The sequence below is a fragment of the Streptomyces sp. NPDC090119 genome, from assembly GCF_044747085.1.
Lineage (GTDB): Bacteria > Actinomycetota > Actinomycetes > Streptomycetales > Streptomycetaceae > Streptomyces.
The window spans coordinates 890,873-913,167 of record NZ_JBIVDK010000002.1 but is presented as its reverse complement, the minus strand read 5'-3'; the positions used below and the strand labels follow the sequence as shown (position 1 = coordinate 913,167).

Below are 22,295 nucleotides of genomic sequence, written 5' to 3'. Positions count from 1 at the left end.
CGGACGCCCCGCCCGCCGGGCGACACGCCGATGCCCGGAATACCCCCTCGCACCCCCGTGTTTGTGCCCACGGAAGATCAGGCAGAGCGACGGAGGACACCCGCGTGGGACCGCAACGGGGATGGGCACGACGGCTGGCGGGTTACGCCTGGCGGCATCCGAAGGACGTCGTCCTGGCGCTCGGCGCCTCCCTGGGCGGCATGGCCGTCATGGCCGTGGTCCCGCTGATCACCAAGGTGATCATCGACGACGTGATCGGCGACCACAGCCGGGACATGGCCCCCTGGGCGGGCGCCCTGCTCGGCGCCGCCGTGGTGATCTACGCCCTCACCTACGTCCGCCGCTATTACGGCGGCAGGCTCGCCCTGGACGTCCAGCACGACCTGCGCACCGGGATGTACGACACGATCACCCGGCTCGACGGCCGCCGCCAGGACGAGCTGTCCACCGGGCAGGTCGTCGGCCGCGCCACCAGCGACCTCCAGCTGATCCAGGGCCTGCTGTTCATGCTCCCGATGACCATCGGGAACGTCCTGCTCTTCCTGATCTCGCTCGGCATCATGGCCTGGCTGTCGCTGCCGCTGACCCTGGTCGCGCTCGCCGTCGCCCCCGCCCTCGGCTGGATCGCCCGCCGCAGCCGCACCAGGCTGCACCCCGCCACCTGGTACGCCCAGGCCCAGGCCGCCGCCGTCGCCGGTGTGGTGGACGGCGCGGTCAGCGGTGTCCGCGTGGTGAAGGGGTTCGGGCAGGAGGAGCAGGAGACCGGGAAGCTGCGCGAGGTCGGCCGCAGGCTGTTCGCGGGGCGGCTGCGCACCATCCGGCTGAACAGCAAGTACACCCCCGCCCTCCAGGCCGTCCCGGCGCTCGGCCAGGTCGCGATGCTGGCCCTCGGCGGCTGGCTGGCGGTGCGCGGGCACATCACGCTGGGCACCTTCGTCGCCTTCTCCACCTACCTCGCCCAGCTCGTCGGCCCGGTGCGGATGCTCGCCGTGGTCCTCACCATCGGCCAGCAGGCCCGCGCGGGCACCGAGCGCGTGCTGGAGCTGATCGACACCGAGCCGTCCCTGAAGGACGGCACCAAGACCCTCCCCGCCGACGCCCCCGCCTCCGTCGAGTTCGACGACGTCTCCTTCGGCTACGACCCCGAGCGCCCCGTGCTCGACGGGCTCAGCCTGGAGATCCGCCCCGGCGAGACCCTGGCCGTCGTCGGCTCCTCCGGCTCCGGCAAGTCCACCCTCTCCCTGCTGCTGCCGCGCTTCTACGACGTCACCCACGGCGCCGTCCTGGTCGGCGGCCACGACGTGCGCGAGCTGACGCTCGACTCGCTGCGCGCCGCGATCGGGCTGGTCCCGGAGGACTCCTTCCTGTTCTCCACCACCGTCCGCGAGAACATCGCGTACGGCCGTCCCGACGCCACCCAGGACGAGATCGAGGCCGCCGCCCGCGCCGCCCAGGCCGACGGTTTCGTCCGCGAGCTGCCCGAGGGGTACGACACCAAGGTCGGCGAGCACGGCCTCACCCTCTCCGGCGGCCAGCGCCAGCGCCTCGCGCTCGCCCGCGCCCTGCTCACCGACCCCCGCCTGCTGGTGCTGGACGACGCCACCTCGGCGGTGGACGTCCGGGTCGAGCACGAGATCCACGAGGCGCTGGCCCACGTCATGGCGGGCCGCACCACCCTCCTGATCGCGCACCGCCGCTCCACCCTCAGCCTCGCCGACCGCATCGCCGTGCTGGACGGCGGCCGCCTGGTCGACCTCGGCACCGACGAGGAACTCCAGGAGCGCTGTCCGCTCTACCGCAGGCTCCTCACCGACCCCGACGAACTGGGCGCCCCCTCGCCGGGCCACGCCCGCCCGGCCGAGCCGACCGAGGACACCTCCGTACGCGATGAGCTGGACGCCGAGTTCGACGCCGAGCGCGGGGTCACCCCCCGGCTGTGGACCGGCGACCGTACGCCGAGGGAGGAGACTCTCTCCGGCACGCCCGCCACCCCCGAGCTGCTCGCCCAGGTCGAGGCGCTGCCCCCGGCCACCGACACCCCGGACGTCGACGAGGCCCGCGCGGTCCGCGCCGAGGACTCCTACGGGCTGCGCCGCCTGCTGCACGGCTTCGGGCGCCCGCTGCTGATCAGCCTCGCGCTGGTCGCCGTCGACGCGGGCTCCGGCCTGCTGCTGCCCGTGCTGATCCGGCACGGCATCGACGAGGGCGTCACCCGGACCGCCCTCGGCGCGGTCTGGGCGGCCTCCCTGCTCGGCCTGCTCACCGTGCTGGTGCAGTGGACCGCGCAGTACGGCGAGACCCGGATGACCGGCCGCACCGGCGAACGCGTGCTGTACGCGCTGCGGCTGAAGATCTTCACCCAGCTCCAGCGGCTCGGCCTGGACTACTACGAGCGTGAGCTGACCGGCCGGATCATGACCCGGATGACCACCGACGTGGACGCGCTGTCCACGTTCCTGCAGACCGGTCTGGTCACCGCGTTCGTCTCGGTCGTCACCTTCTTCGGCATCATGGGCACCCTGCTGGTGCTGGACGTCCAGCTCGCGCTGGTCGTGTTCGCCACGCTGCCCCCGCTGATCATCGCCACCTTCTTCTTCCGCCGGGCCAGCGTGAAGGCGTACGAGCTGGCGCGGGAGCGGGTGTCGGTGGTCAACGCCGACCTGCAGGAGTCGGTGGCGGGCCTGCGGATCGTGCAGGCGTTCCGCCGCGAGCGGGACGGCGGGCGCCGGTTCGCCGAGCGCAGCGCCGACTACCGGCGGGCCCGTATCCGCGGCCAGTGGCTGATCTCGATCTACTTCCCGTTCGTGCAGCTGCTGTCCTCGGTCGCGGCCGCCGCCGTGCTGATCTCCGGCGCCGGGCGGGTGGAGGCGGCGACGCTGACCACGGGCGCGCTGGTCGCCTACCTGCTCTACATCGACCTGTTCTTCGCCCCGGTGCAGCAGCTCTCGCAGGTCTTCGACGGCTACCAGCAGGCCACCGTGTCGCTGGGCCGCATCCAGGAGCTGCTGCGCGAACCCGCCTCCACCGGGTCCGCCGACGCCCCGCTGGATGTGCTCTCGCTGCGCGGCGACATCGCCTTCGAGGACGTGTCCTTCGCGTACGGCGACGAGGAGGAGGCGCTCACCGGGATCGACCTCGCCATCCCGGCCGGGCAGACCGTGGCGTTCGTCGGGGAGACCGGCGCGGGCAAGTCGACCCTGGTCAAGCTGGTCGCCCGGTTCTACGACCCGACCTCGGGCCGGGTCACCGCCGACGGCACCGATCTGCGCGCGCTGGACCTCACCTCGTACCGGCACCGGCTCGGGGTGGTGCCGCAGGAGGCGTACCTGTTCCCCGGCACGATCCGGGACGCCATCGCGTACGGGCGGCCCGCGGCGAGTGACGCCGAGGTGGAGGCGGCGGCGCGGGCGGTCGGCGCGCACGAGATGATCGCCACCCTGGACGGCGGCTATCTGCACGAGGTCGCCGAGCGAGGCCGCAACCTCTCGGCGGGCCAGCGCCAGCTGATCGCGCTCGCCCGCGCCGAACTCGTCGACCCCGACGTGCTGCTGCTGGACGAGGCGACCGCCGCGCTGGACCTGGCCACCGAGGCGCAGGTCAACCACGCCACCGACCGGCTCGCGGGCCGCCGTACCACCCTGGTGGTCGCGCACCGGCTGACCACGGCCGCCCGCGCCGACCGGGTCGTGGTGATGGAGCACGGCCGGGTCGTGGAGGACGGCCACCACACGGAACTCCTCGCTCTCGACGGCCGGTACGCCGACATGTGGCGCACCTTCGTCGGCCAGTCGGAGCCGGAGGAGCCGGTCGGCGTCACCCCCTGAGTGACGCGCCTCGCTGGCGGCCGCGCAACCATCCGGCACACCCGGTGCGTCCGTACATCAGTACGTTGATCGCAAAAGTGTGCCCATGGGGGCGGGGGAGGGACGGCCGTGGACGGTGGGGCGATACGGCGGTTCACAGTGCTCGGCGCGGCCGCGCTGACCTTGTCCGGGGTGTTCGCCCTCGCGGCCCCCGGCACGGCCGAGGCCGCCACCGCCGGGCGGTGCGCCGGGCGCCAGGTGCGCGCCCTGCCGTTCGCCACCGGCACCGTCCACCTCTACCGGCACAACGGCTATGTCTGCGCCACCACCGTCGCCAGGAAACCCGGCTCCGGCGTCCTCCTGGTCAGTGTGCAGGCGCGCGGCAACCGGCCGGTGACCGACCGGGGCCGCTACCGGTACCAGGCCGGGCCCGTCACCGTCCACGCCGGGCACCGGTGCGTCAAGGTGCGCGGCGCGGCCGGCCGGGGTGCCGTCAGTTCCGGCTGGATTCTGTGCTGATCGCGCGAACCGGCCAATCCCCCCTGGTGTGAAGGCAGTTGCTCGGATAGCTTCCGGCGGACATCTGTCTCACAGGGGAGAGTGCGCAATGCGCAAGGCGCTGAGATGGCTGCTGGCGCTCACGGTGCTCATCGGCACACTGGGCACGGCGGGCACAGCGGGGGCGGCCACCACCGCACCGCAGGCACCCACGGACATCAAGGACCGGCTGCTGGCGATACCCGGCGTCAGCCTGGTGGAGGAGAAGCCGTACACCGGCTACCGCTACTTCGTCCTGAACTTCACCCAGCCGGTCGACCACCGGCACCCGGCCAGGGGCACCTTCCAGCAGCGGATCACCGTGCTGCACAAGGACACCAGCCGCCCGACCGTCTTCTACACCGGCGGCTACAACGTCTCCACCACGCCGTCCCGCCGCGAGCCCACCCAGATCGTGGATGGCAACCAGGTCTCGCTGGAGTACCGCTTCTTCACCCCGTCCCGCCCGGCCCCGGCCGACTGGTCCAAGCTGGACATCTGGCAGGCCGCCAGCGACCAGCACGCCGTCTACGAGGCGCTGAAGCCGCTGTACTCCGCCAACTGGCTGGCCACCGGCGGCTCCAAGGGCGGCATGACGGCCACCTACTACGAGCGTTTCTACCCCCGCGACATGGACGGCGTCGTCGCCTACGTCGCCCCCAACGACGTGGTCAACGACGAGGACTCGGCCTACGACCGCTTCTTCGAGCGCGTCGGCACCAAGGAGTGCCGCGACAAGCTGAACGCCGTCCAGCGCGAGGCCCTCGTCCGCCGCGCGCCGCTGGAGCAGCGGTACGCGGCGTACGCCGCCGACAACGGCTACACCTTCACCACCATCGGCTCCCTGGACAAGGCGTACGAGGCCGTCGTCCTGGACTACGTGTGGGGCTTCTGGCAGTACAGCGGCCTCGCCGACTGCGACTCGATCCCGGCCGGCGCGGCCACCGCGACCGACGACGCGATCTGGGACTCGGTCGACACCATCTCCGGCTTCTCCGCCTACACCGACCAGGGCCTGGAGCAGTACACGCCGTACTACTACCAGGCGGGCACCCAGCTCGGCGCGCCCACCATCGGCTTCCCGCACATCGAGCGGAAGCTGATCCGCTACGGCTACCAGCCGCCGCGCAACTTCGTGCCCCGCTCCATCCCGATGCGCTTCCAGAAGGGCGCCATGCGGGACGTGGACAACTGGGTCCGGCACGACGCCCGGCACATGCTCTGGGTGTACGGGCAGAACGACCCGTGGGGCTCCGAGCGGTTCCGTCCCGGCGCGGGCGCCCGTGACTCCTACGTGTTCACCGCGCCCGGCATGAACCACGGCGCGAACGTCGCCGGGCTCGTCGCCGACGAGCGGGCCTTCGCCACCGCCCGCATCCTCAAGTGGGCCGGGGTGGCGTCCCCGGCGGTCCAGGCCGACCCGTCGGCGGCGAAGCCGCTGGCCCGGTTCGACGGCCGACTGGACGTACGGGACGTGGAGCGCGAGCCCGCGCTGCGCCCGTAAGGCATGTCGGGGGAGGGGGTGCCGGTGTCGTCCGGCGCCCCCTTCCGCGTTTTCCGGCCCGGTGGACGACGCCCCGTGCGTTCCCTTGACGGAAAGAAACTTCCCGGATATTGGTGACTTCCGAAAGTTTCCTTCAGCGGTTCTCTCCTTCGGAAGGGGCGCACGTGCACCACACCAGCACGGGAAGCACGGGAAACACCGCGGGGCCCTCCAGACGGTCCCTGTTCGCGAGCGCGGCCGGCCTCGGCGCCGCGCTCGCCGTCCCCGCCGCCTCCGGCAACGCACAGGCCCACGCCGCCGCCCCGAACGACGCGGCGCTGCGCGCGGTCATCGCCCGGATGACGCTGGAGGAGAAGGTCGGCCAGCTCTTCGTCTCCCGGATCTACGGCCACTCCGCCACCGCCCCCGACCAGGCGGACATCGACGCCAACGTCGAGGAACTCGGCGTCCGCACCGCGGACGAGCTGATCGAGCGGTACCGGGTCGGCGGCATCATCTACTTCACCTGGGCGCACAACACCCGCGACCCGCACCAGATCGCCGACCTCTCCAACGGCATCCAGCGCTCCTCGCTGACCCGGCCGCGCGGGCTGCCCATGCTCATCTCCACCGACCAGGAGCACGGCGCCGTCTGCCGGATCGGCAAGCCCGCCACCCTGCTCCCCGGCGCCATGGCCCTGGCCGCGGGCCGCTCGAGCACCGACGTCCGCACCACCGGCCGCATCTCCGGCACCGAGCTGCGCGCGCTGGGCGTCAACCAGGACTACGCGCCCGACGCCGACGTCAACGTCAACCCGGCCAACCCGGTCATCGGCGTACGGTCCTTCGGCGCCGACCCCGAGCTGGTCGGCACCCTGGTGGCGGCCGAGGTGAAGGGCTACCAGTCGGCCGGGGTCGCCGCCACGGCCAAGCACTTCCCGGGCCACGGCGACACCGCCGTCGACAGCCACACCGGCTTCCCGGTCATCACCCACAGCCGGGAACTGTGGGACCGGCTGGACGCGGTGCCGTTCCGGGCCGCCGTCGCCGCGGGCATCGACTCGGTGATGACCGCGCACATCCAGTTCCCCGCGCTCGACCCCTCCGGCGACCCCGCGACCCTCTCCCACCCCATCGTCACCGGCATCCTGCGCGGCGAACTCGGCTACGACGGCGTCGTCATCACCGACTCCCTCGGCATGGAGGGCGTCCGCACCAAGTACGGCGACGACCGGGTACCGGTGCTCGCGCTCAAGGCCGGGGTGGACCAACTCCTCAACCCGCCCTCGATGGACGTGGCCTACAACGCGGTGCTGGCCGCCGTGCGCGGCGGCGAGCTGACCGAGGCCCGCGTGGAGGAATCGGTTCTCCGCATCCTGCGCATGAAGGCGAAGCTCGGCCTGTTCCAGGGCACCCGCGTCACCCGCGCCGGAGTCGACCGGACCGTCGGCAACCGGCAGCACCTGGCCGCCGCCGACCACATCGCCGAGCGCACCACGACCCTGCTCGTCAACGAGGGCCGCCTGCTCCCGCTCGACCGCCGCAGGCAACCGAAGATCCTGGTCGTCGGCGCCGACCCGGCCTCCCCGTCCGGCACCACCGGCCCGCCCACCGGCGTACTGGCCACCGCACTCACCGAACTGGGCTTCACCGCCACGGCGTTGTCCACCGGCACCGCCCCCACGGCAGACGCCATCACCAAGGCGGTCACCGCCGCCCAGGACGCCGACGCGGTGATCGTCGCCACGTACAACGTGACCGCGTCCAGCACCCAGCGCACCCTGGTCCAGCGGCTGCTGGCCACCGGCCGCCCGGTGATCGCCCTGGCGATCCGCAACCCGTACGACGTCGCCCAGCTCACCGAGGTCAGGGCACACCTGGCCGCCTACTGCTGGACCGACGTCGAACTCCGCGCCGCCGCCCGGGTGATCGCGGGCCGGGTGAAGCCCCGCGGCAAGCTCCCGGTACCGATCGCGCGGGCGGACGACCCGGCGAAGGAGCTGTATCCCCTCGGCCACGGGCTGACGTACTAGAGACTCCCTGAACGCCGTACGGCCTCCCACCGGTTCGGCACCGGTCGGAGGCCGTGCCCGGCCGCACGTCGAGCCGGGCTCCGCGAGCGGGCGTCAGCCCAGGTGTCCGCCCACGGCCCCGGTCGGGGCGATCTCCGCGATGCGGGCGAGGTCCCCGGCGGTCAGGGTGACGTCGGCCGCGGCGACGTTCTGGGCGACGCGTCCGGCGTCGCGCGAGCCGGGGATGGGGACGATGTAGTCCTTCTGCGCGAGCAGCCAGGCGAGCGCGAGCTGGGAGAGGGAGACACCCTTGTCGGTCGCGAGGCGGCCCAGTCCGGCCGCGATGGCACGGTTCGCGTCGATGTTCTCCGGAGCCCACCAGGCCAGGAGCTGACGGAAGTCGTCGGCGGCGTAGTGCTCCCTGGACCGGACCGGGGCGCCGCTGAGGAAGCCGCGCGCGAGGGGCGAGTAGGCGACGAGACCGATGCCCAGCTCCTCCAGGACGGGCAGCAGGGGCCGCACCCCGTGCTCGAAGACCGAGTACTCCTGCTGCAGCACCGAGATCGGGTGCACGGCGTGGGCCCGGCGAAGGGCGTCCGCGTCGGTGTTGGACAGCCCGAGGTACCGCACCTTGCCCGCGTCGACGAGCTCCTTCATCACGCCGACCACGTCCTCGACCGGGACCTCGGGGTCGGGCATGTGCTGGTAGAGCACGTCGATCACGTCGATGCCGAGGTTGCGCAGGCTGTTGTCGACGACCTCACGGATGTGCCCGGGCCGCGAGTCACTGCCGTAGGTGGGGGTGAGGCCGAACTTCGTCGCGATGGTGACCTCGTCGCGGATCGGCGCCAGGGCGTGTCCGAGCAGCTTCTCGCCCTCGCCCCAGCCGTACATCTCCGCCGTGTCGAAATGCGTGACGCCGAGCTCGTGCGCGTGCCGGATCGCCGCGATCGACCGGGTGTCGTCCGACGGCCCGTACCCCATCGCCGTGCCCATCGCGCCGTAGCCGAGGGCGGAGACCTTGAGCCCCTGTGACCCCAGAGTCCGCAGTTCCATGTGCGCTCCCGCATGTCCGTAGAGGGTCTCCGCCCGGAAGCGGGACCAAACCAAACCGTTCGGTTCTACCGTACGCCTCGACCGGCCTCCCGCCAAACCGAACAGTTCGGTCCGTTATTCTGGGTCCATGCCCTCCGCGACGACGCCCGCTCCCGACTCGACCCGCGACCGCATCCTCGCCGCGGCCACCTCCGAGTTCGCCCGGTACGGGATCGCCGGGGCCCGCATCGAGCGGATCGCCAAGGCCGCGCGGACCAGCAAGGAGCGCCTCTACGCCCACTTCCGGGGCAAGGAGGAGCTGTACGCCACCGTCGCCGCCCGTGAGTTGACGGCCGTCACCGAGGCCACCCGGCTCGACCCCCTGGACCTGCCGGGCTACGCGGGCCGGCTCCACGACCACTTCGCGGCCCACCCCGAGCGGCTGCGGCTGATGGACTGGGGCCGCCTGGAACTGGGCGGGTCCGCGTCCGCGAACGCCGATGACCCGGTGCGGGCGGCCATGCGGCACAAGACCGAGCAGCTCCGCGCCGCACAGCGGTCCGGCGGACTCGACCCGGACTGGGACCCGGCCGACATCCTGCTGTTCGTCAGCCAGCTCGCCATGTCCTGGGTCGGCCAGAGCGAGCTCCTGCCCGCCGACGAGGCCGAACGGACCGCCTTCCTCGCCGCCCGCCGGGGCGCCGTCGTCGCGGCGGTACAGCGCCTGTTCCCGGCCACCGCGCCCTGAGGGACAGCCACCCGGAGGCTGCCGGTGAGGGACCGCGAAAAAATCTTGGGCGGGCGTGCAACCCTTCGCCGCCATCCGGTGTCGTACTACGCGTCAGGGCTTCGGGGGGGATTCCGTGGGGGGATCGCGAAGTTCTGGCGAGCAGGGGGAAAGCCGAGGGGGCGTCCCCGGTCGATTCGACCGGGGACGCCCCCTCGAAACATGTCAGGCGTCCAGCGCCGCCACTTCCGCCCCCGTCGGGTACGACTCCTGCGCCCCGCGCCGGGTCACCGCGGCCGCGCCCACCCGGGCCGCGTACGCCGCCGCCTCGGCCAGCTCCTCGCCCGCGCCCAGCCGCCAGGCCAGCGCGGCCGTGAACGCGTCCCCGGCACCCGTGGTGTCCACCGCGGCCACCGCCACCGACGGCACCGCCCGCGCACCCGAGGCGTCGCACACCAGCGCGCCCTTCGCGCCCAGCGTCACCACCACCGAACGCGGGCCGAGGGCCAGCAGCCGCCGCGCCCAGTCGGCGGGATCGTCACCGGGGTCCGCGTCGTCCAGCAACACCCGCGCCTCGTGCTCGTTGACCACCAGCGGATCGCAGGCGGCCAGCACCTCGGCGGGCAGCGGACGCGGCGGGGACGGGTTCAGCACGAACCGGGTGCCCTCGGGCAGCGCCCGCACCACGGCCGCCACCGTCTCCAGCGGGATCTCCAGCTGCGCCGACACCACCCGGGCGGCCCCCGGCACCGCCGCCCGTACGTCGTCCTCGGTGAGGCGGGCGTTGGCGCCGGGGGAGACCACGATGCTGTTGTCCCCGGACGGGTCGACGGTGATCAGCGCGACCCCGGTCGGCGCCCCGCCGGTCAGCACGGCCGAGGTGTCCACCCCGGCCGAGCCGAGCGAGTCCAGCAGCAGTCGGCCGTGGCCGTCGTCGCCGACCCGCGCCAGCAGCGCCGTACGGGCGCCGAGGCGGGCGGCGGCGACCGCCTGGTTGGCGCCCTTGCCGCCCGGATGGACGGCCAGGTCACCGCCGAGCACCGTCTCCCCGGCACCCGGCCGCCGCTCCACCCCGACCACCAGGTCGGCATTGGCGGACCCCACGACCAGCAGGTCGTAGTCGTACATCAAGAGGCTCCCTAAGAGATGTGAGGCGCGGTCAGCCGGTGAAGCCGGACACGTTCTCGCGGGTGACCACCTTGACCGGCACCTTCACCATCGGCGCGAGCTTGCCGCCGTCCAGTGCCTTGAGGGCGTTGGTGACGGCGATCCGGCCGAGCTGGGTCGGCTGCTGCGCCACCGACGCGTACAGACTGCCGTCCTTGACCGCCTTCAGACCGTCCGGGGTGCCGTCGAAGCCGACGACCTGCACGGACTTGCCCGCCTTCGCGCCGAGCGCCTTGATGGCGCCGAGCGCCATCTCGTCGTTGGCCGCGATGACGCCCTGCACGTCGGGGTGGGCCTGGAGCAGGTTGGACATCACGTCCAGACCCTTGGCCCGGTCGAAGTCGGCGGGCTGCTGGGCCAGCACCTTGATACCGGGGAACCGCTTGAGCCCCTTGGCGAAGCCCTCGGCCCGCTCACGGGCGGCGGAGGTGCCCGCCTGGCCCTGGAGGACGATGATCCGCCCCTTGCCGCCGAGCTTCTCCGCGACCGTCTGCGCGGCCAGCTCGCCGCCCGCCACGTTGTCCGAGGCGACCAGCGCGGCCACCTTCGCCTTGTTGACCCCGCGGTCCACCGCGATCACCGGGATGTCCGCCTTGCCCGCGGCCTTCACCGAGTTGCCCGCCGCGTCGGAGTCCACCGGGTTCACGATGACCGCGCCGTAGCCGGAGCTGGTGAAGTTCTGCAGCTGGTCGGCCTGCTGGGAGGCGTCGTCACGGGCGTCGGTGACGGTGAGGTCCACGCCCCGCTTCTTCGCCTCCGCCTGGGCGCCGTCCCGGATCTGCACGAAGAACGGGTTGTTCAGCGTCGACAGGGACAGACCCAGCTTCGGGTTGGCGGAGGCCGAGCCGTTGTGCAGGAAGGAGGTCGCGCCGACGATCGCCACCGTCACCACGGCCGCGAGCCCGTACGTCGCCGCCTGCTTGCCCCGGTTCCCGCCCCCGGTACCGGCCGCCACCGGGGTCGCCCCCGCCTTGCGGCGCACGGTGTCCAGCAGCACCGCCAGCGCGATGACCACACCGATGACGACCTGCTGCCAGAACGCGGAGACGGAGAGCAGGTTGAGGCCGTTGCGCAGCACCGCAAGGATCAGCGCGCCGATCAGGGTGCCCGACGCCTTGCCGGTGCCGCCCGCCAGCGAGGCACCGCCGATGACGACGGCCGCGATGGCGTCCAGCTCGTAGCCGTCGGCGGCCTGCGGCTGCGCCGAGGACAGCCGGGAGGCCAGCACCACACCGGCGACGGCCGCGAACACCCCGGACAGCGCGTACACGGCGAGCTTCTGCCGCTTCACCCGCAGGCCGGAGAGGCGCGCGGCCTCCTCGTTGCCGCCGATCGCGTACATCGACCGGCCGATGTAGGTCCGCCCCAGCACGAACGCCGCGAGCAGCCCCATCACCACCATGACCAGTACCGGCACCGGCAGCCACGAACCGAGGGTGTCCCCGAGGTGGGAGACGGAGTCCGGGAACGGGATCGGCACGCCCCCGGAGATCACCAGCGACAGACCGCGCGCCACCGACAGCATGGCCAGCGTCGCGATGAACGGCGGCAGCTTCCCGTACGCCGTCAGGAAGCCGTTGACCAGGCCCGCCGCGATACCCGTGGCGAGCGCGAGGACCACCGCGAGGGCCACCGGTACGCCGTGCGAGGTGGCGCTCCAGGCCAGTACGGTCGCCGACAGCGCGGCCACCGAGCCCACCGACAGGTCGATGCCCGCCGAGACGATCACGAAGGTCACACCGAAGGCGAGGATCGCCGTCACGGCCGCCTGCACACCGATGTTGAGCAGGTTGTCGGTGGTCAGGAAGTCGCCCGACAGCACCGACAGGGCTATGACGAGGACGATCAGCGCGGTCAGCGCGCCGTTGTCGAGCAGCAGCTGGCCGAAGCCGCCTACGGAACTGCCGGATTCCGCCCGGCTCTTGAGGGTGTCAGCGGCCACCGGGGGCCTCCGTTTCGATACTGGGGTCGGTCGTGGGGTCGGTCGTGGGGGTGCCCACGGCGAGGGACATGACGGCGTCCTGGGTGGCCTCGGCGGCGTCGAGTTCGCCCGCGATCCGGCCCTGGGCCATCACCAGCACCCGGTCGCTCATGCCGAGCACCTCGGGCAGATCGCTGGAGATCATCAGGACGGCGGCACCGGCCGCGGTGAGTTCGTTGACGAGCTGGTAGATCTCGACCTTGGCGCCGACGTCGATGCCGCGCGTCGGTTCGTCGAGGATCAGCACCCGGGCGTCGGCCAGCAGCCACTTGCCGATGACGACCTTCTGCTGGTTGCCCCCGGACAGAGTGCGCGTGTGCTGGCCGAGGCCCGCCATCCGCACGTTCAGCCGCTCGGCGATCCGCCCGGCCGCCGCGTGCTGGCCCTTGCGGTCCACCAGCCCGCCCCGGCTGGCCGAACGCAGGGTCACCAGACCCAGGTTCTCCGCCACGGAGGCGTCCAGCACCAGTCCCTGGCCCTTGCGGTCCTCGGGCACCAGCCCGATCCCGGCGGTCAGCGCCGCGTCCACGTCGTGCCGCCGCAGCACGGTGCCGCGCACCGTGACCGTGCCCGCGTCGTACGGGTCGGCGCCGAACACCGCCCGCGCCACCTCCGTACGGCCCGCGCCGACCAGCCCGGCGATGCCGACGACCTCACCGGCGCGCACCTCGAAGCTCACGTCGTGGAAGACGCCGTCCCGCGTCAGCCCCTCGACGGCGAGCAACGGCTCGCCCCGCTCGGGGCGTTCACGCGGGTACTGCTGCTCGATGGAGCGGCCCACCATCAGCCGGACGAGTTCGTCCTCGGGCGTGGACGCCGGGACCTGGCCGACGCTGCGGCCGTCCCGGATCACGGTGACCCGGTCGCCGAGCGCGGCGATCTCGTCCAGGTGGTGGGTGATGAACACGATGCCGACGCCGTCCGCGCGCAGCGAGCGCACCAGCGTGAACAGCCGGCCGACCTCCTCGGAGGTGAGCACCGCGGTCGGCTCATCCATGATCAGCACGCGGGCGTCCAGGCTGAGCGCCTTGGCGATCTCCACCATCTGGAGCCGGGCGATGCCCAGTTCACGCACCCGGGTGCGCGGGTGGACGTCCAGCCCGACCCGCTTCAGCAGGACCTCGGCGTCCGCCTCCATCCGCCCCCGGTCCACCATGCCGAACCGGCGCGGCTGGCGGCCCAGGAAGATGTTCTCGGCCACCGTCAGATCGGGGACCAGGTTGAACTCCTGGTAGATCGTGGCGATACCGAGTGCCTCCGCGTCCCGCGCGGTACGCACCCGGACCTCGCTGCCGTCGACCAGGATGCGCCCGGAGTCGGGCGGGCAGGCGCCGGACAGGGTCTTGATCAGCGTGGACTTGCCCGCGCCGTTCTCGCCGAGCAGGACATGGACCTCGCCCCGGCGCAGGCCGAAGTCGACGCCGTCCAGCGCGATCACACCGGGGAATGCCTTGCGGATGCCCTCGACGCGCAGCAGTTCGTCGGGATCGCTCACGGTGTGCTCCTCTGCACCGGGGTGCTCCTTCGCATGGGGGTTGTGGGAGGAATCAGTACGGGCGCCGGGGCCCCGCACGAGCGGCGCACCACCAGTCGGGCGTCGAGGGTCACGGACTCCGCGGTCCGCCCCTCGATCCGGTCGACCAGGGCGCGCACGGCGGCCCGGCCCAGTTCGCCGGTGGGCTGGGCGATGGCGGTGATCGGCGGATCGGTGTGCACGAACCACGGGATGTCGTCGAACACCGCCAGCGCGATGTCGTCAGGCACCCGCAGCCCGCGCGCCCGGATCGCGTCCAGCGCGCCCAGCGCCATCAGGTTGTCGGCGGCGAACACCGCGTCGGGCGGCTCGGGCAGGTCGAGGAAGCCCTCGGTGACCCGCCGCCCGCTGGCCGCCTGGAAGTCGCCGTGGCCGATGTACTCGGCCGCCAGCGGCAGCCCGTACACGGCCAGCGCGTCCCGGAACGCGGTGACCCGCTCGCTGCCGGTCGTGGTGCCCGCCGGGCCCGCGATGATGGCGAGCCGCCGGTGCCCGAGCAGATGCAGATGCGCCACCAGGTCCCGTACCGCCCGGCGCCCGTCGGCCCGGACCACCGGCACCTCCGCGCCCGGAATCCAGCGGTCCACGAAGACCACCGGGGTGCCCGCGCGGGCCGCGTCCAGCAGCAGCGGGGAGTCGCCGGGGGCCGGGGAGACCAGCAGACCGTCGATCCGGCGGTCCAGCAGGGTCATGACGTGGTGGTCCTGGAGGTCGGGGCGCTCGTCGGCGTTGCCGATGATCACGCTGTAACCGAGGTCGCGGGCCGCCTCCTCCACCGAGCGGGCCAGCTCGGTGAAGTACGGGTTCAGCACATCGCCGATCACCAGGCCGAGGGCGTGGGTCTGGTCGGTGCGCAGGGAGCGGGCCACGGCGTTGGGCCGGTAGCCCAGCGCGGCCACGGCGGCCAGCACACGGGAGCGCGCCTCGGCGCTCACCGAGGGATGAGCGTTCAGCACGCGCGAGACCGTGGCGACGGAGACACCCGCCGCGGCGGCGACGTCCTTGATGCTCGCCATCGACGGCTCCACCTCCTTGTGGAATCGTTTTCAACGACGTGTTCCGGAGGATTGGAATCGATTACACGGGCCCTGGACAACCCCCTCGAGGGTGGCTGAAATCAAACTGTGATGAACTCCGCTCAGATGAGCGCAACCGGGGCACGGCTCGCTGTCGGCCCTCGCCGGTACCGTCGCCCCATGGCACGACAGACGGGGAACACCACGGGCGAACGGCAGTTGGCCGTACTGGAAGGTGTGCTGGAGCGCATCACCTACGCCGACGAGGAGACCGGGTACACCGTCGCCCGCCTCGACACCGGCCGGGGCGGCGGCGACCTGCTCACCGTGGTCGGCGCGCTGCTCGGCGCCCAGGTGGGGGAGTCACTGCGGATGCAGGGCCGCTGGGGCTCGCATCCGCAGTACGGCAAGCAGTTCACCTGCGAGAACTACACGACCGTCCTCCCCGCCACCATCCAGGGCATCCGCCGCTATCTCGGCTCCGGACTGGTCAAGGGCATCGGCCCGGTCTTCGCCGACCGCATCACCCGGCACTTCGGCCTGGACACCCTGCGGATCATCGAGGAGGAGCCCAAGCGCCTGATCGAGGTCCCCGGCCTCGGCCCCAAGCGCACCGCGCGCATCACCGACGCCTGGGAGGAGCAGAAGGCGATCAAGGAGGTGATGCTCTTCCTCCAGACCGTCGAGGTCTCCACCTCCATCGCCGTGCGCATCTACAAGAAGTACGGCGACGCCTCCATCTCCGTGGTGAAGAACCAGCCGTACCGGCTCGCCGCCGACGTCTGGGGCATCGGCTTCCTCACCGCCGACAAGATCGCCCAGTCGGTCGGCATCCCGCACGACAGCCCCGAACGCGTCAAGGCCGGGCTCCAGTACGCCCTCTCCCAGTCCACCGACCAGGGCCACTGCCATCTCCCCGAGGAACGCCTCATCGCGGACGCGGTCAAGCTCCTCCAGGTCGACACCGGCCTGGTCATCGAGTGCCTGGCCGAGTTGGCGGCCCCCGGCGAGGAGGGCGAGGAGCCCGGTGTCGTACGGGAGAAGGTCCCCGGACCGGACGGCGGCGAGCCCGTCACCGCCGTGTACCTCGTCCCCTTCCACCGGGCCGAACTCTCCCTCGCCGCCCAGCTGTCGCGCCTGCTGCGCACCGGGGAGGACCGGATGCCCGTCTTCCGGGACGTGAACTGGGACAAGGCGCTCGGCTGGCTGAAGGCCCGTACCGGCACCGACCTCGCGCCCGAGCAGGAGGCGGCCGTCCGGCTCGCGCTCACCGAGAAGGTCGCCGTCCTCACCGGCGGGCCCGGCTGCGGCAAGTCCTTCACCGTCCGCTCGGTGGTCGAACTCGCCCGCGCCCGCCGGGCCAAGGTGGTGCTCGCCGCGCCCACCGGACGCGCCGCCAAGCGGCTGGCCGAGCTGACCGGCACCGAGGCGTCCACCGTGCACCGGCTGCTGGAGCTGAAGCCCGGCGGGGACGCCGCCTACGACCGCGACCGCCCGCTGGACGCCGACCTCGTGGTGGTGGACGAGGCGTCCATGCTGGACCTCCTCCTCGCCAACAAGCTGGTCAAGGCCGTACCGCCCGGCGCCCATCTGCTCTTCGTCGGCGACGTGGACCAGCTGCCCAGCGTCGGCGCGGGGGAGGTGCTGCGCGATCTGCTGGCCGAGGGCAGCCCGGTGCCCGCCGTCCGGCTCACCCGCGTCTTCCGCCAGGCCCAGCGGTCCGGCGTGGTCACCAACGCGCACCGGATCAATGCGGGCCAACACCCGCTCACCGACGGGCTGGACGACTTCTTCCTGTTCGTCGAGGACGACACCGAGGAGGCCGGGCGGCTCACCGTGGACGTGGCCGCCCGCCGCATCCCGGCCCGCTTCGGCCTCGACCCCCGCCGCGACGTGCAGGTCCTCGCCCCCATGCACCGGGGCCCGGCGGGTGCCGGTGCCCTCAACGCCCTGCTCCAGCAGGCCGTCACCCCCGGCCGCCCCGACGTGCCGGAGAAGCGGTTCGGCGGCCGGGTCTTCCGGGTCGGCGACAAGGTCACCCAGATCCGCAACAACTACGACAAGGGCGAGAACGGCGTCTTCAACGGCACCGTGGGCGTGGTGACCTCACTCGATCCGGTCGAGCAGCGGCTGACGGTGCTGACGGACGAGGACGAGGAGGTGGGGTACGAGTTCGACGAACTGGACGAACTGGCCCACGCCTACGCCGTGACCATTCACCGCTCCCAGGGCAGTGAATACCCGGCCGTGGTGATCCCGGTCACCACCGGGGCCTGGATGATGCTCCAGCGCAACCTGCTGTACACGGCGGTCACCCGCGCCAAGAAGCTGGTGGTGCTGGTGGGTTCGCGCAAGGCCATCGGGCAGGCCGTACGCACGGTATCGGCCGGTCGGCGGTGCACGGCGCTCGACTTCAGGCTCGCCGGTTCCGGACGCCTCGGCGAAAATGATCGATCAAACGAGTCGTGAAGGTCACAGAGCACTTCCGGATGCCCCGGCCAGGGGGCAGGATGAGCAGGTTGACGGCACTGAGTGCCGCCAGTGGGCCAAGTGGCGACCCCGAGTGCACTCTCCTGAGCCAAATGGGGGATGGTAGAGACAGTCAGGGCACCTCGAAGATGAGGCACTAAGTCGGTGAGGGAAGACGTGAGCGAGCACACCAAGAACGACGCTGTAGTACTGAGGGTCGGCGACGGCGAGTACACCTATCCGGTGGTCGACAGCACCGTCGGTGACAAGGGCTTCGACATCGGGAAGCTCCGCGCCCAGACCGGTCTGGTGACCCTGGACAGCGGCTACGGCAACACGGCCGCGTACAAATCCGCCGTCACCTACCTCGACGGCGAGGCGGGCATCCTCCGCTACCGCGGCTACCCGATCGAGCAGCTGGCCGAGAGCTCCAGCTTCCTCGAGGTGGCGTACCTCCTCATCAACGGTGAGCTGCCGACCGTCGACGAGCTGGCCAAGTTCCAGGGCGACATCACGCGGCACACCCTGCTGCACGAGGACGTCAAGAACTTCTACCGGGGCTTCCCGCGCGACGCCCACCCGATGGCCATGCTGTCCTCGGTGGTCTCGGCGCTGTCCACCTTCTACCAGGACAGCCACAACCCCTTCGACGAGCAGCAGCGCGACCTCTCCACGATCCGGCTGCTCGCCAAGCTCCCGACGATCGCGGCGTACGCGTACAAGAAGTCGATCGGCCACCCGTTCGTCTACCCGCGCAACGACCTCGGCTACGTCGAGAACTTCCTGCGCATGACGTTCTCGGTGCCCGCGCAGGAGTACGACCTCGACCCGGTCGTCGTCTCCGCGCTGGACAAGCTGCTGATCCTGCACGCGGACCACGAGCAGAACTGCTCGACCTCCACGGTCCGCCTGGTCGGCTCCTCGCAGGCCAACATGTTCGCCTCGATCTCCGCGGGCATCAACGCGCTGTGGGGCCCGCTGCACGGCGGCGCCAACCAGTCGGTGCTGGAGATGCTGGAGGGCATCAAGGCCAACGGCGGCGACGTCGACTCCTTCATCCGCAAGGTGAAGAACAAGGAGGACGGCGTCCGCCTGATGGGCTTCGGCCACCGGGTGTACAAGTCCTTCGACCCGCGCGCCAAGATCATCAAGGCTGCCGCGCACGACGTCCTCTCCGCGCTCGGCAAGTCCGACGAGCTGCTGGACATCGCGCTCAAGCTGGAGGAGCACGCGCTGTCCGACGACTACTTCGTCTCGCGCAACCTCTACCCCAACGTGGACTTCTACACCGGTCTGATCTACCGGGCCATGGGCTTCCCGACCGAGATGTTCACGGTCCTGTTCGCGCTGGGCCGCCTGCCGGGCTGGATCGCCCAGTGGACCGAGATGATCAAGGAGCCGGGTTCCCGCATCGGCCGCCCGCGCCAGATCTACACGGGCGTCGTCGAGCGCGACTTCGTGCCGGTCGAGCAGCGCTGAGCGACTGCCGAGCGACCGGCGAGTGAGCCGAAGGGGCGCGTCGGTGTCGAGAGGTCGAGTGCGCGGAGGCCCGAAGGGCTGAGCACGGTCGGGCTGTCGACACCGGCTTCAGCGCCCCGGAGGCGAACCGAGCCCTGAAAAAAGGTGTGAAAAGCGGAAGGCGCCCTGGCGTCGGTCCCCCCACGGGCCGACGTCCAGGGCGCCTTCCCATGCCCCGGTGCGGATTCCCCCCACGGGATCCGGGCCGGGCGCTCGGAGAGACAGCGCCTGAATTCGCTGTCCGAGCAGGACGGGCGGACCCGCCGTGCTCCAGTGATGTAAAACGCTTGCGGTCTGCCGGGACAGCGCACGCTGGGAGGGCCGCTCAAAGCTTCCCGGTGTACGTGCCCCGGCAACGCATCTCCGGAGAAGTCCCCCAAGACGACTCCAGATGCCAGCCGGCGCCCCCCAAGACGCTGGACTGACACCGCCAACTTAGACCGTCGAACCCCTTCGATGGTTACGTTCGCGTCACTGTGATCTGCGTCTCTTGCATACGTCCCATAGGTGCGCAAGAGCCCCGATACGGCGATCGGGGCCCAAGCGTAAGGAAGATGCGCGAGCCTTGTGAAGAGCTTATGTGAGGTGCGCGCCGGACTCTAGAGGGACTCTTACTTCTCCTGGGCCAGCTTTTCCCGGTGACTTCCTGGCCCGGCTCAGTGGAACCGGCGCAGCCGCAGGCTGTTGGTCACCACGAACACCGAGGAGAACGCCATCGCCGCGCCCGCGATCATCGGGTTCAGCAGACCCGCCGCGGCCAGCGGCAGCGCGGCGACGTTGTAGCCGAAGGCCCACACCAGGTTGCCCTTGATGGTGGCGAGGGTGCGCCGTGAGAGCCGGATGGCGTCGGCGGCCACCCGCAGATCGCCCCGGACCAGGGTGAGGTCCCCGGCCTCGATGGCCGCGTCGGTGCCGGTGCCCATGGCGAGGCCGAGGTCGGCGGTGGCGAGCGCGGCAGCGTCGTTCACCCCGTCCCCGACCATGGCGACGCTCCGGCCCTCGCGCTGCAGCTTCCGGACCACGTCCACCTTGTCCTCGGGCAGCACCTCGGCGATCACCTCGTCGATGCCGACCTCACGCGCGACCGCCTCGGCGACCGTGCGGTTGTCCCCGGTGAGCAGCACCGGCGTCAGACCGAGGGCGCGCAGTTCCCGTACCGCCTCGGCGCTGGTCTCCTTCACCGCGTCCGCGACGGCGAGCACCGCGCGGGGCTGGCCGTCCCAGCCCGCCACGACGGCCGTACGGCCCTCCTGTTCGGCCCTGGAGCGGGCGGCGGCCAGTTCCTGGGGCAGGTCGTCCCAGAGCCGTCCGGCGGCCACCTCGTGGCCGTCCACACGGCCGCGTACGCCGCGGCCGGGGACGTTCTCGAAGTGCTCGGCCGGGGGCAGCGTGCCGACCCGTTCTTCGGCGCCCTCCGCGACCGCGCGGGCCACGGGATGCTCGGAGGCGTGCTCCAGGGCGCCGACGAGCCGCAGCACCTGCTTCTCGTCCTCGCCGGGGGCGGTGTACACCTCCAGGAGCGTCATCCGCCCGGTGGTGACGGTGCCGGTCTTGTCGAGGACGACGGTGTCGACGCGGCGGGTGGACTCCAGCACCTCGGGGCCCTTGATGAGGATGCCGAGCTGCGCGCCGCGCCCGGTGCCGACCATCAGCGCGGTCGGGGTGGCGAGGCCCAGGGCGCAGGGGCAGGCGATGATCAGTACGGCGACGGCGGCGGTGAACGCGGCGACCGTGTCCCCGGTGACGCCCAGCCAGACGCCGAAGGTACCCAGCGCGATGAGGATGACGACGGGCACGAACACGGCGGAGATCCGGTCGGCCAGGCGCTGCACCTCGGCCTTGCCGTTCTGCGCGTCCTCCACCAGCCGGGCCATCCGGGCCAGCTGGGTGTCGCCGCCGACCCGGGTCGCCTCGACCAGCAGTCGCCCGCCCGCGTTGACGGTGGCGCCGGTGACCCGGTCGCCGGGGGCGACGTCGACGGGCACGGACTCGCCGGTCAGCATGGACGCGTCGACGGCGGAGGTGCCCTCCAGCACCGTGCCGTCGGTGGCGATCTTCTCGCCGGGCCGCACCACGAACCGGTCGCCCACGACGAGCGAGCCCACCGGCACCCGCGTCTCGCGCCCGTCCCGCAGTACGGTCACGTCCTTGGCGCCCAGCTCCATCAGCGCCCGCAGCGCGGCACCGGCCCGGCGCTTGGAGCGGGCCTCCAGGTAGCGGCCGAGCAGGATCAGCGCGACGACCCCGGCGGCGACCTCCAGGTAGATGACGGAGGTGCCCTCGGTGCGGGAGACGGTGAACGAGAAGGCGTGCCGCATGCCGGGCATGCCCGCGTGGCCGAAGAACAGGGCCCACAGCGACCAGCCGAACGCGGCCAGCGTGCCGACCGAGACCAGGGTGTCCATGGTGGCCGCGCCGTGCCGCAGGTTGGTCCAGGCGGCCCGGTGGAAGGGCAGCCCGCCCCAGACGACGACGGGCGCGGCGAGGGTCAGCGAGAGCCACTGCCAGTTGTCGAACTGGAGCGCCGGGACCATGGCCATCAGGATGACGGGCGCGGCGAGCAGGGCGGAGACGAGCAGCCGCTGCCGGAGCGCGGACAGCTCGGGGTCGCGCTCGCTCCGGTCGCCGGACTCGTCCGCGTCGGCGGCCGGTTCGGGCTCCGGGGGCGCGGGTTCCTCGGCGGTGTACCCGGTCTTCTCGACGACCGCGATCAGGTCCGCGACGCGGACGCCGTCGCCGAAGCTGACCTTCGCCTTCTCCGTCGCGTAGTTCACGGTGGCGCTCACGCCGTCCATGCGGTTGAGCTTCTTCTCCACCCGCGCGGCGCAGGACGCGCAGGTCATGCCGCCGATGAGCAGCTCGACCCGGCTTTCGTCCGCGGTGGGCGCCGTACGCCCCGTCTCTGCGGTGGTGCTGGTCATGCCCGGACTCCAGACATCGGACCGGACCTTACGGAATCCAGTATGAGCTGGTCGGTACGGCCCGGTCGGGGAAGGGTTGCGCGGTCCGCGCG

At 71.9% G+C, this 22,295-nt stretch carries 13 protein-coding genes; 7 read left to right on the top strand and 6 right to left on the bottom strand.

The window, feature by feature from the left end:
* Positions 1 to 104 precede the first annotated feature (104 nt).
* The 4 genes from ACIPPM_RS11500 (at position 105) to ACIPPM_RS11485 (ending at position 7,856) form a co-directional block, all read left to right on the top strand.
* Positions 105 to 3,824 (top strand): ABC transporter ATP-binding protein, encoded by a 3,720-nt coding sequence (locus tag ACIPPM_RS11500; RefSeq protein ID WP_401445881.1) that lies wholly within the window; start codon positions 105 to 107, stop codon positions 3,822 to 3,824.
* A gap of 108 nt (positions 3,825 to 3,932) precedes the next feature.
* Complete coding sequence (locus tag ACIPPM_RS11495) at positions 3,933 to 4,322, top strand: hypothetical protein (protein ID WP_401445879.1); 390 nt, start codon at positions 3,933 to 3,935, stop codon at positions 4,320 to 4,322.
* 88 nt (positions 4,323 to 4,410) lie between these two features.
* Positions 4,411 to 5,844, top strand: coding sequence for a S28 family serine protease (locus ACIPPM_RS11490; RefSeq protein WP_401445877.1), 1,434 nt, complete (start codon positions 4,411 to 4,413; stop codon positions 5,842 to 5,844).
* Positions 5,845 to 6,008: 164 nt separating this feature from the next.
* Positions 6,009 to 7,856, top strand: a complete 1,848-nt coding sequence (locus ACIPPM_RS11485) for a glycoside hydrolase family 3 protein (protein ID WP_401445875.1) — start codon at positions 6,009 to 6,011, stop codon at positions 7,854 to 7,856.
* A gap of 93 nt (positions 7,857 to 7,949) precedes the next feature.
* Here ACIPPM_RS11485 and ACIPPM_RS11480 read toward each other — a convergent pair whose 3' ends face one another.
* A complete protein-coding gene (locus tag ACIPPM_RS11480) occupies positions 7,950 to 8,891 on the bottom strand; it encodes an aldo/keto reductase (RefSeq protein ID WP_401445872.1) in 942 nt (313 codons plus the stop codon).
* Between the two features lie 127 nt (positions 8,892 to 9,018).
* On the opposite strand from ACIPPM_RS11480, the gene ACIPPM_RS11475 reads away from it, so the two are divergent.
* A complete protein-coding gene (locus tag ACIPPM_RS11475; RefSeq protein ID WP_401445869.1) occupies positions 9,019 to 9,618 on the top strand; it encodes a TetR family transcriptional regulator in 600 nt (199 codons plus the stop codon).
* Between the two features lie 204 nt (positions 9,619 to 9,822).
* Here the strand turns inward: ACIPPM_RS11475 and ACIPPM_RS11470 are convergent, their stop codons facing one another.
* From ACIPPM_RS11470 to ACIPPM_RS11455, 4 genes are read right to left on the bottom strand one after another with little or no spacing between them, the layout of a single operon-like run.
* On the bottom strand, positions 9,823 to 10,725 hold the full coding sequence (locus ACIPPM_RS11470) for a ribokinase (protein WP_401445867.1): 903 nt from the start codon (positions 10,723 to 10,725) through the stop codon (positions 9,823 to 9,825).
* Positions 10,726 to 10,756: 31 nt separating this feature from the next.
* Positions 10,757 to 12,706: a substrate-binding domain-containing protein gene (locus ACIPPM_RS11465; protein ID WP_401445864.1), complete on the bottom strand. Its 1,950-nt coding sequence runs from the start codon at positions 12,704 to 12,706 to the stop codon at positions 10,757 to 10,759.
* Positions 12,696 to 14,240, bottom strand: a complete 1,545-nt coding sequence (locus ACIPPM_RS11460) for a sugar ABC transporter ATP-binding protein (RefSeq protein ID WP_401445861.1) — start codon at positions 14,238 to 14,240, stop codon at positions 12,696 to 12,698. Before ACIPPM_RS11460 ends, ACIPPM_RS11465 begins: the two co-directional genes overlap by 11 nt.
* Positions 14,237 to 15,295 (bottom strand): LacI family DNA-binding transcriptional regulator, encoded by a 1,059-nt coding sequence (locus ACIPPM_RS11455; RefSeq protein ID WP_401445859.1) that lies wholly within the window; start codon positions 15,293 to 15,295, stop codon positions 14,237 to 14,239. The genes ACIPPM_RS11460 and ACIPPM_RS11455 overlap by 4 nt, the downstream gene beginning before the upstream one ends.
* Before the next feature lie 180 nt (positions 15,296 to 15,475).
* Here ACIPPM_RS11455 and ACIPPM_RS11450 point away from each other — a divergent pair, with 180 nt between their 5' ends.
* Entirely contained in the window at positions 15,476 to 17,764 is a 2,289-nt protein-coding gene (locus ACIPPM_RS11450) for an ATP-dependent RecD-like DNA helicase (protein WP_401445856.1), read from the top strand.
* 177 nt (positions 17,765 to 17,941) lie between these two features.
* The gene (locus tag ACIPPM_RS11445) at positions 17,942 to 19,243 is read left to right on the top strand and encodes a citrate synthase (RefSeq protein WP_393596841.1); all 1,302 of its coding nucleotides are present in this window, start codon (positions 17,942 to 17,944) and stop codon (positions 19,241 to 19,243) included.
* A 695-nt stretch (positions 19,244 to 19,938) separates the two neighbouring features.
* Here ACIPPM_RS11445 and ACIPPM_RS11440 read toward each other — a convergent pair.
* On the bottom strand, positions 19,939 to 22,203 hold the full coding sequence (locus ACIPPM_RS11440) for a heavy metal translocating P-type ATPase (RefSeq protein WP_401445853.1): 2,265 nt from the start codon (positions 22,201 to 22,203) through the stop codon (positions 19,939 to 19,941).
* Positions 22,204 to 22,295: the final 92 nt, after the last annotated feature.

Excerpts from the sequence above, each read along its gene's own strand:
- ACIPPM_RS11490 (WP_401445877.1), top strand. The coding sequence starts at position 4,411 with ATGCGCAAGGCGCTGAGATGGCTGCTGGCGCTCACGGTGCTCATCGGC.
- ACIPPM_RS11475 (WP_401445869.1), top strand. The coding sequence starts at position 9,019 with ATGCCCTCCGCGACGACGCCCGCTCCCGACTCGACCCGCGACCGCATC.
- ACIPPM_RS11470 (WP_401445867.1), bottom strand. The coding sequence starts at position 10,725 with ATGTACGACTACGACCTGCTGGTCGTGGGGTCCGCCAATGCCGACCTG.
- ACIPPM_RS11450 (WP_401445856.1), top strand. The coding sequence starts at position 15,476 with ATGGCACGACAGACGGGGAACACCACGGGCGAACGGCAGTTGGCCGTA.
- ACIPPM_RS11440 (WP_401445853.1), bottom strand. The coding sequence starts at position 22,203 with ATGACCAGCACCACCGCAGAGACGGGGCGTACGGCGCCCACCGCGGAC.
- ACIPPM_RS11480 (WP_401445872.1), bottom strand. The coding sequence starts at position 8,891 with ATGGAACTGCGGACTCTGGGGTCACAGGGGCTCAAGGTCTCCGCCCTC.
- ACIPPM_RS11455 (WP_401445859.1), bottom strand. The coding sequence starts at position 15,295 with ATGGCGAGCATCAAGGACGTCGCCGCCGCGGCGGGTGTCTCCGTCGCC.